The sequence below is a fragment of the Psychrobacillus sp. FSL W7-1493 genome (assembly GCF_038004905.1).
Taxonomy (GTDB): Bacteria; Bacillota; Bacilli; order Bacillales_A; family Planococcaceae; genus Psychrobacillus.
The window spans coordinates 584,967-599,759 of record NZ_JBBOSB010000001.1 but is presented as its reverse complement, the minus strand read 5'-3'; the positions used below and the strand labels follow the sequence as shown (position 1 = coordinate 599,759).

11 protein-coding genes and 3 rRNA genes are annotated in these 14,793 nt (G+C 41.5%); 2 read left to right on the top strand and 12 right to left on the bottom strand.

All coding sequences use genetic code 11. From position 1 onward, the window contains the following. Positions 1–80: 80 nt before the first annotated feature. Entirely contained in the window at positions 81–407 is a 327-nt protein-coding gene (locus tag MKX96_RS03070) for a nucleoside triphosphate pyrophosphohydrolase (protein ID WP_340881867.1), read from the top strand. A 137-nt stretch (positions 408–544) separates the two neighbouring features. Here MKX96_RS03070 and MKX96_RS03065 read toward each other — a convergent pair whose 3' ends face one another. From MKX96_RS03065 to trhA, 12 genes are all read right to left on the bottom strand, one after another. Then, complete coding sequence (locus MKX96_RS03065) at positions 545–1,021, bottom strand: hypothetical protein (protein WP_340881865.1); 477 nt, start codon at positions 1,019–1,021, stop codon at positions 545–547. A 267-nt stretch (positions 1,022–1,288) separates the two neighbouring features. Continuing rightward, positions 1,289–1,504 (bottom strand): hypothetical protein, encoded by a 216-nt coding sequence (locus MKX96_RS03060; RefSeq protein ID WP_298472369.1) that lies wholly within the window; start codon positions 1,502–1,504, stop codon positions 1,289–1,291. A gap of 36 nt (positions 1,505–1,540) precedes the next feature. Continuing rightward, on the bottom strand, positions 1,541–2,404 hold the full coding sequence (locus MKX96_RS03055; protein WP_340881864.1) for a ribonuclease YeeF family protein: 864 nt from the start codon (positions 2,402–2,404) through the stop codon (positions 1,541–1,543). A gap of 341 nt (positions 2,405–2,745) precedes the next feature. Next, on the bottom strand, positions 2,746–3,123 hold the full coding sequence (locus MKX96_RS03050; protein ID WP_340881862.1) for a hypothetical protein: 378 nt from the start codon (positions 3,121–3,123) through the stop codon (positions 2,746–2,748). 36 nt (positions 3,124–3,159) lie between these two features. After that, on the bottom strand, positions 3,160–3,630 hold the full coding sequence (locus tag MKX96_RS03045) for a hypothetical protein (protein ID WP_298472364.1): 471 nt from the start codon (positions 3,628–3,630) through the stop codon (positions 3,160–3,162). Between the two features lie 3 nt (positions 3,631–3,633). Then, positions 3,634–6,039 (bottom strand): T7SS effector LXG polymorphic toxin, encoded by a 2,406-nt coding sequence (locus tag MKX96_RS03040; protein ID WP_340881860.1) that lies wholly within the window; start codon positions 6,037–6,039, stop codon positions 3,634–3,636. Positions 6,040–6,389: 350 nt separating this feature from the next. Next, entirely contained in the window at positions 6,390–7,016 is a 627-nt protein-coding gene (locus MKX96_RS03035) for an NUDIX hydrolase (protein ID WP_340881859.1), read from the bottom strand. A gap of 181 nt (positions 7,017–7,197) precedes the next feature. Then, a 5S ribosomal RNA gene (rrf, locus tag MKX96_RS03030) occupies positions 7,198–7,313 on the bottom strand. 56 nt (positions 7,314–7,369) lie between these two features. After that, positions 7,370–10,298: ribosomal RNA gene (locus MKX96_RS03025) — 23S ribosomal RNA — on the bottom strand. 205 nt (positions 10,299–10,503) lie between these two features. Further along, positions 10,504–12,058: ribosomal RNA gene (locus MKX96_RS03020) — 16S ribosomal RNA — on the bottom strand. Together the 16S, 23S and 5S rRNA genes form the textbook arrangement of a ribosomal RNA operon. 469 nt (positions 12,059–12,527) lie before the next feature. After that, positions 12,528–13,046 carry a hypothetical protein gene (locus tag MKX96_RS03015; RefSeq protein ID WP_340881858.1) on the bottom strand — a complete coding sequence of 173 codons (519 nt, stop codon included), beginning with the start codon at positions 13,044–13,046 and terminating at the stop codon, positions 12,528–12,530. Between the two features lie 16 nt (positions 13,047–13,062). Further along, complete coding sequence (gene trhA, locus MKX96_RS03010) at positions 13,063–13,710, bottom strand: PAQR family membrane homeostasis protein TrhA (protein ID WP_340881856.1); 648 nt, start codon at positions 13,708–13,710, stop codon at positions 13,063–13,065. 159 nt (positions 13,711–13,869) lie between these two features. Between trhA and MKX96_RS03005 the strand changes: the two genes are divergently transcribed. Beyond that, the gene (locus MKX96_RS03005; RefSeq protein WP_340881855.1) at positions 13,870–14,619 is read left to right on the top strand and encodes an NRDE family protein; all 750 of its coding nucleotides are present in this window, start codon (positions 13,870–13,872) and stop codon (positions 14,617–14,619) included. The last annotated feature ends 174 nt before the right edge of the window (positions 14,620–14,793 follow it).

The following is a 14,793-nucleotide window of genomic DNA, read 5'->3' as shown; positions in this document are numbered from 1 at the left end:
TCATTTGTAAAGAGATATACGAAAGGTTTAAGATTAATATCAACAGTAGCAAACTAAATCAATAGTAAGGAGGAACAATTTTGCCAGTTTACAACAAGCTAGTACGTGATCAAATCCCCCAGGTAATCGAGAAATCTGGAAGTAAGTTTTCCACGCGCATTTTAGATAAATCCGAGCATTTGACCGAAGTGAAAAACAAATTATATGAAGAAGTGAAGGAATTTGAAGCAACGGATAACCGAAAAGACGCACTTGAAGAGCTTGCAGATATACTAGAATTAATCCATGCAGCTCTTCCCGTTCATGAAGCTACATATCAGGAGCTCGAGCAAATCCGCCTTGCCAAAAAGAAGAAGCGCGGAGGATTTAAAGAAGGAATCTATTTGCTAGAGGTTGAGGATGAGTAAGCTAAGGCTGATCCTTTAAGATTTGAATGTTCAAATGTTACTTATACTTAAAAGCTTAGTCATTACTTGGCTCCATCCTTTTGTAAGGAAGGTGTACATTCCCCTATATATAATAATGTAGAGTTTTTCTTTTCAAGTTATGAATGAGTAAGAATTGTAATCTCACAGTTTTCAATCGATAACTTCTTTAAACATTCTAGTGCCTCTATAGTAACAACTAGTTCACCTTTTGATGATAAAGAGAAGTGATGTCCCGACCATTCCTTAAAGCTTTTTCCTTCTACTTCAATTGTTCCAAATGGGATTAATCTACTGAAGGAAGGGAGGTTACAATCAGGTAATAGCTCCTTAAACCTCTCACTCATAGTAACAAGACACCTTTCAAGTCTATAATCATTAATCCCATCCTTTACTAACTCTTCTCCTAAACGGCTCGATACTATAAAGGCTGGTATTGACTCCAAAAGGTCATCTCCTAACCATCCTTCAAACTCATAGTGTAAGAACTCAACTCTACCTGAAACTCCTTTTTTTATTACACTTTCTTTCTTTCCATAAATTGTTTGTTCACCATGCCCACCAGCAACCTCTGGCTCTAAAAAATATAAATTCATAAGACATTAACCTCCTAGCCTTACATTTTTATAGAATAGCCACTTACTAGCTTCTTTCTTTTTGAATATTGGCCTATGTACAGTTAATCTTTATCAGCATACCCAATTGCCAAACAAGAGTTAGATATTACTAAAATTCATGGAAGAAAAAGAGAAAAAAGTAGATTGATTATGATGGTATTTGACCATAATCACCTGCTAGTTGTTTCTTTGTATGATTTCATTTAAACTTTTTAACTTATCCCAATAAACTCTTATAGCATGCAATTATTTAAGCTCATTAATAATTCCATTTACCCCGTGTACAACCACACTACTAAGTACGTCAGTATAATTATTGTAGTCATCTGACTTCTCGATGATCGTATCAAAGACTTCTTTTAACTTGCCATCAATTATAAGTGTAAGCCCTTCTACTTGTTCCTCGCTTCCCTCTTTCCCAAACATTTCTTTCATTATAGTAAAGGTTTCTGTCTTATTCATCGTCATTCTCCTTTTGAAATAAATTTTCGCCAGTGATTATCCAATATTGATAGTCTCTTTAATGATCAAACCATTTGCGTACGCATGGTACTTTATATTTTCTCCAACGTTTTCTTCAATTAGCGAGACTTTCATCTCTTCAAGGGTCTCAAAAGTATTCGAATTGATCGTTGTTCCAATTAACTCTTCATATTCTTCTACCCATAGATTGTTAGGATCTAAGAATACTTTAGGAAAGAGTTCTGTTCTAATCCCACTACCGAAGGTTATTGCTTTCCATTGACTGGACTGGAAAGAAGTGACTTTTACCCCTGCACCAAACATTCCTTCCATAAGTATTATCCATAAGCCTAACTCTTGTAGATTCTGTTCAACGGTGCTTAATGATGTAGTCTGGGAAGTATCAAATTGATGTAGATCTGCAATTGTGTTGTCACGTTTCTTTTTGGAATTTCGTACTCCCTCTTGCACCTCGCTATCATCTAGGGGTGGTAAGGCAACGATATCACTGACGGTCTCCATAATACTGTTCGCATCGTTGGTAAATCTTTCAGTCAAAGTACCAATCTGGGTAAGTCCCTGCTCCAATTCTCCTTCTAAAAACTGTTCAAGGATGTGACCAGCAGTATCAGGCTCTAACGATGTGAGCGCTGTCTCTATTTGTTGAAGCTGTTCCTTGAACCTTTTTATGAACAAAAGGAAGTAATTCAGGAATGGGAGATGAACTTCCGAGTAATAATTTCGAATTGCACTGCCTCCAGCGCCCTTCAATACTTCCTCCATTGCAACAAGTCCCTTAATAGAATCACTAATATTACTTACTTCCGTTTCTAGACGTTCCAGCATAGCCACATTGCGTTGTAACCCATCTTGAAGTAGGTCGACATCTAACGTTTTCATAAGCGTGCCCTCATAGAATCAAGGCTTAAATATCTTCAATTTGCTTTATTATATAACACTTCCTTACATATTATAGACATAATCTCTCCTCCTATAGTAATCTATTATTATCTATAATATTCCATTTTTTATATTGAAAGGTAAAGTGTGGACTCACCTATAACTCTAAAATGATTCGAAAGAAATATTAATTTTCAGTTAATTAGTTATTTGGAATTAGAATAACAGGGTTATCATTATTCTAAATTAAGTGTTACTGTACTTCAGTCCACATACGTTAAAAAACCTTGAAAGGCATATAAGCTTTCAAGGTTACGAGAATTCTCTCTACTGAACTTGATCTATTTTGTTAGGTCATATTCTAAACTTTCCTCATCCCATACGAGATTGTGGTCATCTACATGGACATCCCATTCTGCACCATCAATGACATTACGAATGTCTGCAAGTAACGAAGCCCAATGATCCACCCCATCAAACATCGCATATTCACTATTATTCGGTAGTTCCGTTGATCCCTCAAAAATCACGTCATAAGCAGTCGGATTTTTTGAATCATAGATAGTAAAACTTGTCCAATTATGACCTTCTCCAGTCTTTAAGTATTCATCTATTTCCTCATCAACAGAATACTTCTCCAATAATTGATTAATCGCTTCTTGTTCAGTATGGGTTAGTTTTTGTTTACGTTTCGCTGTGTAATAAATGGAAACACTCATCCTGAAACCCCTTTCTACTCAAAAATTTAGCACTAGTTATTCGGAAGAATAAACTTCAATTAATTCACGTTTAAAATCCTCGTACATTTCAAATGCAATCATCATAATTTCTTTTAATTCTTCATAGCTATGAAAGAATATTGTAGGAATTGATTCTGTATCATCAGATAATAATCTTGCAAATATATCCCATGGGTCTCCGGCCTTTATAACTCCCTTATGTCTTACAGACCAAATTAATTCAACTACCCCATATTTTAAAGATATATTGAATCTAAAAGTATATATATCCTTATTTTTTACTTCTCCGACAATAAAAAAATTTTCTTTTTTCATATAACGTGTTTGATAACCAAGTGATTCAAAAATATCTATTACTCTTTCATTTTCATAGTTACTTAGTTTATTTTCTTTATTTGAAAACTTTTCTGCCAAATTTTTATATCTTTTGACAAAATCAATTTTCTTCAGTACATCTCTTATTTCCGGTTCTAGATCGTATGTCATTAATTATTCCCTCCTGAATCTAATTTCAACATCATATTTGTCTTTGGCTAGCTTAATATATTCTTCTATTTGAGTGAAATTTTTATTTGTTGCTGGAATCTCTAATATTTGTTTTCCTTGTAATATAGTACCGTCTATTCTTTCATATTTATTTGAGCGAATTTTAGTTCCGGCAGGATACTTATTATTTAGTTCTTTTAAATACTTCTCAAATGTTTTGATATCAATTTCAATTAAATCGGTCGCTTTCCTAGAGACTATTTCCCCTTTAATTGGGTCATAAGAGTCTAATCTTTTTCCGTTACTTAAATGTACCTCATCATAAGGATACCATCTGTCTTCCCTTGCAGTTTTATTAAAGTTATTCCCCCTTGCCATGGGAGAATCGTTTAACCAATAATCTCTTGTTTTTTTCCATTCTAATCTTTCTCGGGGAGTTTTATCAATCTTTCCTTTACGTGCAAGATACTTTTCATAATCAGACTCCAATTTAGAATCTTTAAATTTCCCGTCATTTGATAGTAAGTTCTTACCCGTACCCTTAGTCTCAACATCCACACTCTTTACATCTGCATTCACATTACTATCAATACTTTTATTTGTTGGTGTAGTATCCACCTTTGCAGATGGAGTATTAATTGTCTTCGCATTTTTAGGAGGAGCTGTATAATCTGCATTCCCTCCAACAACTTTTGGCTTAGCCTGTATATTCGAATTTGGTGTTTCTGATTTCACATTTGCTTTTCCGCTACTAACGGGGGCTGGGTTGTTCGCTTTTGCCGTTGGTGTAGTCACTGTTTTAGTAGATTTGTTTGGAATCGTAGTGTTGCTCAGGTTTATGTGATCTCCATTGCCACCAACGACCTTCGGCAGATCCTGTATCTGCTCATTTGGATTCCCCTTAGTAGAGCTGGCAACCGCACTTTTGGCTTCAGGTGTATTCCCTTTAGATGGCGGCTGAACAGCAGATGCTTGTCCTTTATTTGTATTCGCTCCATTGCCGTCCAAATCGGGGGTCTTATTGGCAACGTTCGGGTTCTGGATCTCTGGATTAACACCGCCACTGGGAGTTTTAGATGTTGCTGGAGTTTTCCCTGTTGGCATGTTGAACATGAAGGGACTATTGTTGGCATTCGGTGTTCCATTCTGTAAGCTAGTAAACAGGTTTAATCGTGACTGCGATCCAATCAGTGGACTATTCGCCATATCACGATAAACGGATGTAGATACAGATTCTACTACTTTATCATTTAGGACGTTTTTGGGCTGAAAAAAATTACGTCCTTTATTTGCAATTTTAGTCCCAGTACTTCCCCAGCCTAAAAATGGAACAATCGCCGCAAAGGAGAGCGATGCGTTTAGCTTATCTCCTCTAGCATAATAGATTACTCCGTTTAAACCATCTGCTATTTCTCCGTATACAGGAACCAGTCCCGCTAGATCTAATACAAATTGAAAACCATCCAACAGTTTATTTTCTTTTGGTGGCTTAACTTGGACTACTTCTTCCTTGTATTCTACTTTAGAAACGATTTCGTAGTATACTGTCCCGTTTTCTGAGTACTCTTTTATCAATAAACCATTTTCATATTGATGGTACTGGATATTCTCTCCCACGTTTTCATCAATTGTAATCATCCTCTTCAGCTCTAGCGCTTGAAAGGTTTTGGCAGTGATCATCGTGCCGATTATTTTGTCTCTTTCTTCTACCCATAGTTTATTAGGATCTAAATATACCTTCGGGAATAGCTCTGTCCGAATCTCACTTCCAAACGTAATTGCATTCCACTGACTCGGCTGGAAAGTAATGTCCTTTACCCCTGCTGTAAACATTCCCTCCATATCCGTAAGCCAATTGCCCATAGTTTGAATATCTTCTTCTACTGTGGTTAGTGATGTGGTTTGAGAGCTATCGAATTCATGCAGCTGTAAAATCGTGTCGTCACGTTTCTTTTTAGAATTTTGAACTCCTTCTTGTACCTCACTATCATTAAGATGAGGTAGCGCAACGATATCACTTACTGTATCCATGATACTGTTTGCTTCGTTTGTAAGTCTTTCTGTTATGTTGGCAATCAGCGTCAGTCCTTGTTCCAGCTCTCCCTCTAAAAACTGCTCCAGGATATACCCTGCCGTATCTGGTTCTAACGACAAAAGAGCAGCTTCAATTTGTTGAAGCTTTTGCTTGTAACTATCTGAGAAAGTAAGGAAAAAATGAAGGAAAGGTAAATGAACATCCGAGTAAAAGCCTCGGATTGCACTACCTCCAGCCCCTTTCAATACTTCCTCCATTGCTACTAGTTCTTTAACTGTGTTTTGAATATTCCCCACTTCATTTTGCAAACGTTCCAACATAGCTATATTACGTTGCAATCCATCTTGAAGTAAGTCTACGTCTAGTATTTTCATAGGCATACCCTCGTTGAATCGGGTATAATGAAGCATTTCCAATTTTCTTTATTATACAATATTCCCCACCAGATAGACATAATTTCTCCTCCTCTAGCAATCTTACATTATCTATAATATTCCATTTTTTATATAGAAAGGTAAAGAGAAGTCTAGTATTTAGCACTAAAATGATTCAGAAGAAACAAGGTAAGTTATACAAAAATAAGCATTTAGAATTAAAGAGATATAGTATTTTGGAATTATTACTACAAAAATAAAAAGACCCTCTAAACAGTAGAGAATCTTTTTGAAATACTTTTTAAAGTTTTTGTTTCCTTTATCATAGTGACCTACATAGAGTTTTTTGCTTACCTCTTAATACTTCTGATCGTTTCTATAAAATGCTTTAACACTCGTGCAGTTAATCCCCAGATTGTATAGTTTTTATAATCGTAAAACCATTCCTCAATATCTCTAGGTCTCCATTGATATTTGTCCCCATTAAATATTTTTTCATAAGGAAAGTCCATCGGTGGCATAGATTGAACAGAGACAGTGTGCATATAAGGCTCATAGTCTAATAGCCAGCTAATTGGTATTGTAAATACTTCTTCAACCTCTTGTTTGTTGTAATTTTCGATTTGGTGATGATCAATGGTCGCCACAAATGGATAGACTACGAAAGATGAAGAAGCAATATAAGGGCTCAATTGACCAAGAATTTTTATAGATGTCGGGTCTATTCCTAACTCTTCATGTGTTTCTCTTATTGCAGCTTCCAATGGAGAGGCATCTGTAGTGTCGATACGACCGCCTGGAAAACTAATATCTCCGGGCTGTTTTCGCATCGTTAAGGAACGCACCTCAAACAACATATGCCATTCTCCTTCCACTTGCACAAGTGGAAGGAGAATGGCTGAGCGCAGAGCTGTATCCTCACCAATAAATAGTGGCTGACTATGCTGTAATTTTTTTGTTAGATCCTCTAAGAACATAGAATCCCCCTTACTTTATTTATCTATTACTAGAGTAACATTAATATTGTTTAGTTTAAAATAATGTGAGGTTTCAGGTGAAAGATTAAATCTTCTAGTAAAATAGAGGTTATCCTTAGACTTTAAAAAAAGACAAAACAAAAAAGCCGCCACCGATTACTCGGTAACGACTTTCTTTGGTGCCCAGCGACGTCCTACTCTTGCAGGGGGAGACCCCCAACTACCATCGGCGCTGAAGAGCTTAACTTCCGTGTTCGGTATGGGAACGGGTGTGACCTCTTCGCCATCATCACTAGACTTTTGAGTTGTTCACTCAAAACTGGATAAAAGACATCATATTAGAAACAAACCATTTGGTTAAGTCCTCGATCGATTAGTATTCGTCAGCTGCACGTGTCGCCACGCTTCCACCCCGAACCTATCTACCTCATCGTCTTTGAGGGATCTTACTTACTTGCGTAATGGGAAATCTCATCTTGAGGGGGGCTTCGTGCTTAGATGCTTTCAGCACTTATCCCGTCCACACATAGCTACCCAGCGATGCCCTTGGCAGAACAACTGGTACACCAGCGGTGTGTCCATCCCGGTCCTCTCGTACTAAGGACAGCTCCTCTCAAATTTCCTACGCCCACGACGGATAGGGACCGAACTGTCTCACGACGTTCTGAACCCAGCTCGCGTACCGCTTTAATGGGCGAACAGCCCAACCCTTGGGACCGACTACAGCCCCAGGATGCGATGAGCCGACATCGAGGTGCCAAACCTCCCCGTCGATGTGGACTCTTGGGGGAGATAAGCCTGTTATCCCCGGGGTAGCTTTTATCCGTTGAGCGATGGCCCTTCCATGCGGAACCACCGGATCACTAAGCCCGTCTTTCGACCCTGCTCGACTTGTAGGTCTCGCAGTCAAGCTCCCTTCTGCCTTTACACTCTTCGAATGATTTCCAACCATTCTGAGGGAACCTTTGGGCGCCTCCGTTACACTTTAGGAGGCGACCGCCCCAGTCAAACTGCCCGCCTGACACTGTCTCCTACCCGGGTTACGGGTATGGGTTAGAATTTCAATACAACCAGGGTAGTATCCCACCGACGCCTCCTCCGAAGCTGGCGCTCCGGGCTCTAAGGCTCCTACCTATCCTGTACAAGTTGCACCAAAATTCAATATCAAGCTACAGTAAAGCTCCACGGGGTCTTTCCGTCCTGTCGCGGGTAACCTGCATCTTCACAGGTACTATAATTTCACCGAGTCTCTCGTTGAGACAGTGCCCAGATCGTTACGCCTTTCGTGCGGGTCGGAACTTACCCGACAAGGAATTTCGCTACCTTAGGACCGTTATAGTTACGGCCGCCGTTTACTGGGGCTTCAATTCGCACCTTCGCTTGCGCTAAGCACTCCTCTTAACCTTCCAGCACCGGGCAGGCGTCAGCCCCTATACTTCACCTTACGGTTTTGCAGAGACCTGTGTTTTTGCTAAACAGTCGCCTGGGCCTATTCACTGCGGCTCTTCTAGGCTATTCACCCAAAAGAGCACCCCTTCTCCCGAAGTTACGGGGTCATTTTGCCGAGTTCCTTAACGAGAGTTCTCTCGCTCACCTTAGGATTCTCTCCTCGACTACCTGTGTCGGTTTGCGGTACGGGCACCTCCCACCTCGTTAGAGGCTTTTCTTGGCAGTGTGAAATCAGGAACTCCGGACATACGTCCTTGCCATCACAGCTCAATGTTACAGAGTGCGGATTTGCCTACACTCACACCTCACTGCTTGGACGTGCATAACCAACAGCACGCTTACCCTATCCTACTGCGTCCCCCCATCACTCAAACGGTGGGGTGGTGGTACAGGAATATCAACCTGTTGTCCATCGTCTACGCCTATCGGCCTCGACTTAGGTCCCGACTAACCCTGAGCGGACGAGCCTTCCTCAGGAAACCTTAGTCATACGGTGGATGGGATTCTCACCCATCTTTCGCTACTCATACCGGCATTCTCACTTCTAAGCGCTCCACCAGTCCTTCCGGTCTGACTTCAACGCCCTTAGAACGCTCTCCTACCACTGATACCAAAGGTATCAATCCACAGCTTCGGTGATTTGTTTAGCCCCGATACATTTTCGGCGCAGCGTCACTCGACCAGTGAGCTATTACGCACTCTTTAAATGATGGCTGCTTCTAAGCCAACATCCTGGTTGTCTAAGCAACGCCACATCCTTTTCCACTTAACAAATACTTTGGGACCTTAGCTGGTGGTCTGGGCTGTTTCCCTCTTGACTACGGATCTTATCACTCGCAGTCTGACTCCCAAACATAAATCATTGGCATTCGGAGTTTGTCTGAATTCGGTAACCCGGGATGGGCCCCTAGTCCAAACAGTGCTCTACCTCCAAGATTCTAACGTTTGAGGCTAGCCCTAAAGCTATTTCGGAGAGAACCAGCTATCTCCAGGTTCGATTGGAATTTCTCCGCTACCCACACCTCATCCCCGCACTTTTCAACGTGCGTGGGTTCGGACCTCCAGTAAGTGTTACCTCACCTTCATCCTGGACATGGGTAGATCACCTGGTTTCGGGTCTACGACCACATACTCATTCGCCCTATTCAGACTCGCTTTCGCTGCGGCTCCGTCTTCTCAACTTAACCTCGCATGTAATCGTAACTCGCCGGTTCATTCTACAAAAGGCACGCCATCACCCGTTAACGGGCTTTGACTATTTGTAGGCACACGGTTTCAGGGTCTATTTCACTCCCCTTCCGGGGTGCTTTTCACCTTTCCCTCACGGTACTGGTTCACTATCGGTCACTAGGTAGTATTTAGCCTTGGGAGATGGTCCTCCCGGATTCCGACGGAATTTCACGTGTTCCGCCGTACTCAGGATACACTCTGGAGGGAATGAACTTTTGACTACGGGGCTTTTACCCTATCCTGCGGACCTTTCCAGGTCGCTTCGTCTAGCTCATTCTTTTGTAACTCCGTATAGAGTGTCCTACAACCCCAAGAGGCAAGCCTCTTGGTTTGGGCTCTTCCCGTTTCGCTCGCCGCTACTCAGGGAATCGAATTTTCTTTCTCTTCCTCCAGGTACTTAGATGTTTCAGTTCCCTGGGTGTGTCTCAGATGCGCTATGTATTCACGCAAATGTACTGCCCCATTACGGGCAGTGGGTTTCCCCATTCGGAAATCTTCGGATCGAAGCTCACTTACAGCTCCCCGAAGCATATCGGTGTTAGTGCCGTCCTTCATCGACTCCTAGTGCCAAGGCATCCACCGTGCGCCCTTATTAACTTAACCTAAAAGTTAAAAGTACTACACTTGCAATCACGTAAGTGATCACAATTTGAATATCTTGCGTTTGTTTCTTTTTTTGATGTCGTTTTATCCAGTTTTCAAAGAACAAGTTAAAAAGCTTTAAATGCTCATATAGAATGAACATTCAAAACTGAACTGCAAAACGTTAAGATACAGATAAAGATCTGTATTCCGAATATATCCTTAGAAAGGAGGTGATCCAGCCGCACCTTCCGATACGGCTACCTTGTTACGACTTCACCCCAATCATCTGTCCCACCTTCGGCGGCTGGCTCCCAAAAGGGTTACCCCACCGACTTCGGGTGTTACAAACTCTCGTGGTGTGACGGGCGGTGTGTACAAGGCCCGGGAACGTATTCACCGTGGCATGCTGATCCACGATTACTAGCGATTCCGGCTTCATGTAGGCGAGTTGCAGCCTACAATCCGAACTGAGAACGGTTTTATGGGATTTGCTCACCCTCGCGGGGTTGCGACCCTCTGTACCGTCCATTGTAGCACGTGTGTAGCCCAGGTCATAAGGGGCATGATGATTTGACGTCATCCCCACCTTCCTCCGGTTTATCACCGGCAGTCACCTTAGAGTGCCCAACTGAATGCTGGCAACTAAGATCAAGGGTTGCGCTCGTTGCGGGACTTAACCCAACATCTCACGACACGAGCTGACGACAACCATGCACCACCTGTCACCGCTGTCCCCGAAGGGAAAAGCCTATCTCTAGGCCGGTCAGCGGGATGTCAAGACCTGGTAAGGTTCTTCGCGTTGCTTCGAATTAAACCACATGCTCCACCGCTTGTGCGGGCCCCCGTCAATTCCTTTGAGTTTCAGTCTTGCGACCGTACTCCCCAGGCGGAGTGCTTAATGCGTTAGCTGCAGCACTAAGGGGCGGAAACCCCCTAACACTTAGCACTCATCGTTTACGGCGTGGACTACCAGGGTATCTAATCCTGTTTGCTCCCCACGCTTTCGCGCCTCAGCGTCAGTTACAGACCAGAAAGCCGCCTTCGCCACTGGTGTTCCTCCAAATCTCTACGCATTTCACCGCTACACTTGGAATTCCGCTTTCCTCTTCTGTACTCAAGTCCCCCAGTTTCCAATGACCCTCCACGGTTGAGCCGTGGGCTTTCACATCAGACTTAAAGGACCGCCTGCGCGCGCTTTACGCCCAATAATTCCGGACAACGCTTGCCACCTACGTATTACCGCGGCTGCTGGCACGTAGTTAGCCGTGGCTTTCTAATGAGGTACCGTCAAGGTACGAGCAGTTACTCTCGTACTTGTTCTTCCCTCACAACAGAGTTTTACGATCCGAAAACCTTCTTCACTCACGCGGCGTTGCTCCATCAGACTTTCGTCCATTGTGGAAGATTCCCTACTGCTGCCTCCCGTAGGAGTCTGGGCCGTGTCTCAGTCCCAGTGTGGCCGATCACCCTCTCAGGTCGGCTACGCATCGTCGCCTTGGTGAGCCGTTACCTCACCAACTAGCTAATGCGCCGCGGGCCCATCCTGTAGTGACAGCGAGATGCCGTCTTTTAACATTTCCTCATGTGAGGTAATGGATTATTCGGTATTAGCCCCGGTTTCCCGGAGTTATCCCAATCTACAGGGCAGGTTGCCCACGTGTTACTCACCCGTCCGCCGCTAAATCAGAAGAAGCAAGCTTCTTCATCATCCGCTCGACTTGCATGTATTAGGCACGCCGCCAGCGTTCGTCCTGAGCCAGGATCAAACTCTCCATAATAGAGAACTTAAAAAGCTCATTTTGTTTTGCTGGCATCATCATTAAATGATGTCAAAAATTGTTTTGCGTCAATCAAGCCGAAGCTTGTTGATGCTGTATGTCTTAACGTTTTGCATGTTCAGTTTTCAATGTTCATTGTGTCAGCCAAACTTGTTTACCTCTTGGCGACTTCTACTATATTACTCTCGTTTATATTATAAGTCAACACTTTTTAAAAACTTTTTTAAAAAGATACTGTTGGAGTTTTATTACCTCTTCAAAATCAGCACTATCAAAGGCTTTTTAATGGTGCGTATATGTCTTGTAAACTATATCTTAATTTACTATCCTTCTATTGGTTAGTTTATCATGCGTCTACACAGCCCGTTTCTTCTTCTAGCTATCCAGAATTTATTAAAATAAGATATGTCTTCTTTCTATATAAAAAAGGCAACAGAAAAGTAATCCCCTTACTTTCTGCTGCTTTAATTTATTTTATGTGATGAAGAAGTTCCAGCGATTCGATTACACTAGTGAGGAAGTCATCTATTTCACTTATATTATCCTCTTTGATTTTTTGCTGGAAGCTTAGCGAAATTGTATTTACATAGTTTTCCTCCAAGTGTCCGTATTCAAAGCTCACATGCTGCTTGATGGTTATGTCACCTTCCCATATTTGCTTTAGGGCTAACTCAATACTCTTACACTCTGCAGACACATCCATTATATCTTTTTGAAATTTTAACTGGAGTGTACATCCTGGATCTTTTCCGGGTATCTCCATAATTTCAGAGGCGAGCTCCTCCAAGGATGCCTCTATTATAATTTCAGCCGAGACTGCTGGTTTATCGGATAGGACAAACTCAATAGAAAATTCTCTTTTTAAGATGGAGAAGTCCATCCGGTCTGTTCGGTTAATTATATTTATTTTACGTTCTATATTGTCTAGATCATATACATGATTTTCAAATGCAACCTTTATATTTTCGAAGACAGTTGGGTCATACATATGATATCCTCCTTGGTTATGCAGGTATAGGCAATAGTGTCATGATAGCGAAGAAAACTAAAATAGCAGCTACAAGAACAAATACATGCCATACTGCGTGATGATATGGAAAGCCTCTCCACACGTAAAAGACTGCTCCTCCGGTATATAGCAAGCCACCAAGTGCCAATAAAACAAGGCCCTCTGTAGACATGTTCGTGATTAGGGGCTTCCATGCAAATACTATTAGCCAGCCCATCACTACATATAGAATCGTGGAGGTATGTAAAAAACGCTTAACAAAATAGGCTTTGAACACAGTACCTGCTATTGCTAGCCCCCACATGATACCAAACAACGTCCAACCAAGCGGCCCTTTTACTACTATAAATAGAAGTGGTGTGTAGGAGCCTGCTATCAGATAATAAATAGAGGAGTGGTCCATGATTTCAAAAAAGTCTTTAGCTCTCCCTGCCGGAAAAGCATGTACCAGGGTCGACGACGTAAACAATAGCACCATGGATGCTCCAAACAGGGTGAAACTCACCACATGCCATGCATCCCCATACTTGACGGATGAAACAATCAAAATAACAAGTGCAGCTATACTCAAAATCGTACCAACTCCGTGTATGATTGCATTTGCTAGCTCTTCGCGTTTAGAAAAAATATGTGTATTACTCAATATCGTTCATCTCCATTAAATCGTTTATTCCATTTTATCCTACCACTTTTCCTCAATAAAAGCAGACACTCGTTAAATTCGAGTTGATATAATAAGGTAAGTATATAAGTAGAGTTTCTGTTATCATCTGACAAACTAGTATAAAGAGGAGCAATCATTATGTGTCTTGTTAATTTTCAATTTCAAACTCATCCTACCTATCCGCTAATAGTTGTTGCCAATCGGGATGAATTTTATGAGCGTCCGACTGAATCCGCTCATTTTTGGGAAGACCATCCATCTATACTTGCAGGACGTGATTTACTGCAAATGGGTACATGGCTTGGAGTTTCTAAAGCTGGTCGCTTTGCTGCGTTGACAAACTTTCGTGATCCACAGCTTGAGCCCGGTCATCTTTCTCGAGGAGAAATTGTGCGCAACTTTTTGATCGGACATCAGGACCCACTAGATTTTATCGAGGAATTAAAGAAAAATAGAGACAGCTATGGCGGCTATAATATTGTCATTGGGGATAGCCATCAATTGTTCCACTATAACAACATCCTTGATGAAATGAATGAAGTTTCACCTGGTACACATAGCTTAAGCAATCATACCTTGAATACACCTTGGCCTAAGGTAGAAAAAGGAAAGCAGAGTTTAGCTGAACATCTTCTATTAGATAACATAGAAGTAGGACCTCTATTTGACTTGTTAACAGACGAGAGTGTAGCAAAGGATTCTGAGCTTCCTGATACTGGTGTAGGAATAGAGCTTGAACGCAGCCTATCTCCTCTGTTTATCAAAATGCCAAACTACGGTACACGCTCCTCGACTGTTTTGCTAATGGACGAAAACCAAAACATTACTTTTGCAGAACGCACGTATTATAAAGGTAAAATGCATTCTGAGAAATTTTTTGAAATATAAAAGAGCTGGGATATAACTAGTCAATAAATTAAAAGACGTGAAATCAAGTTGCTGATTTCACGTCTTTACTTTAGTGGTAACCGATTTTAATAAAAAACTCTCTATTATTGTTGTTTGGAGAGGAGAGCGGCGACTCCTGGGGGAAAAGCACGAGCTGAAAGCCCCGCAGGAGCA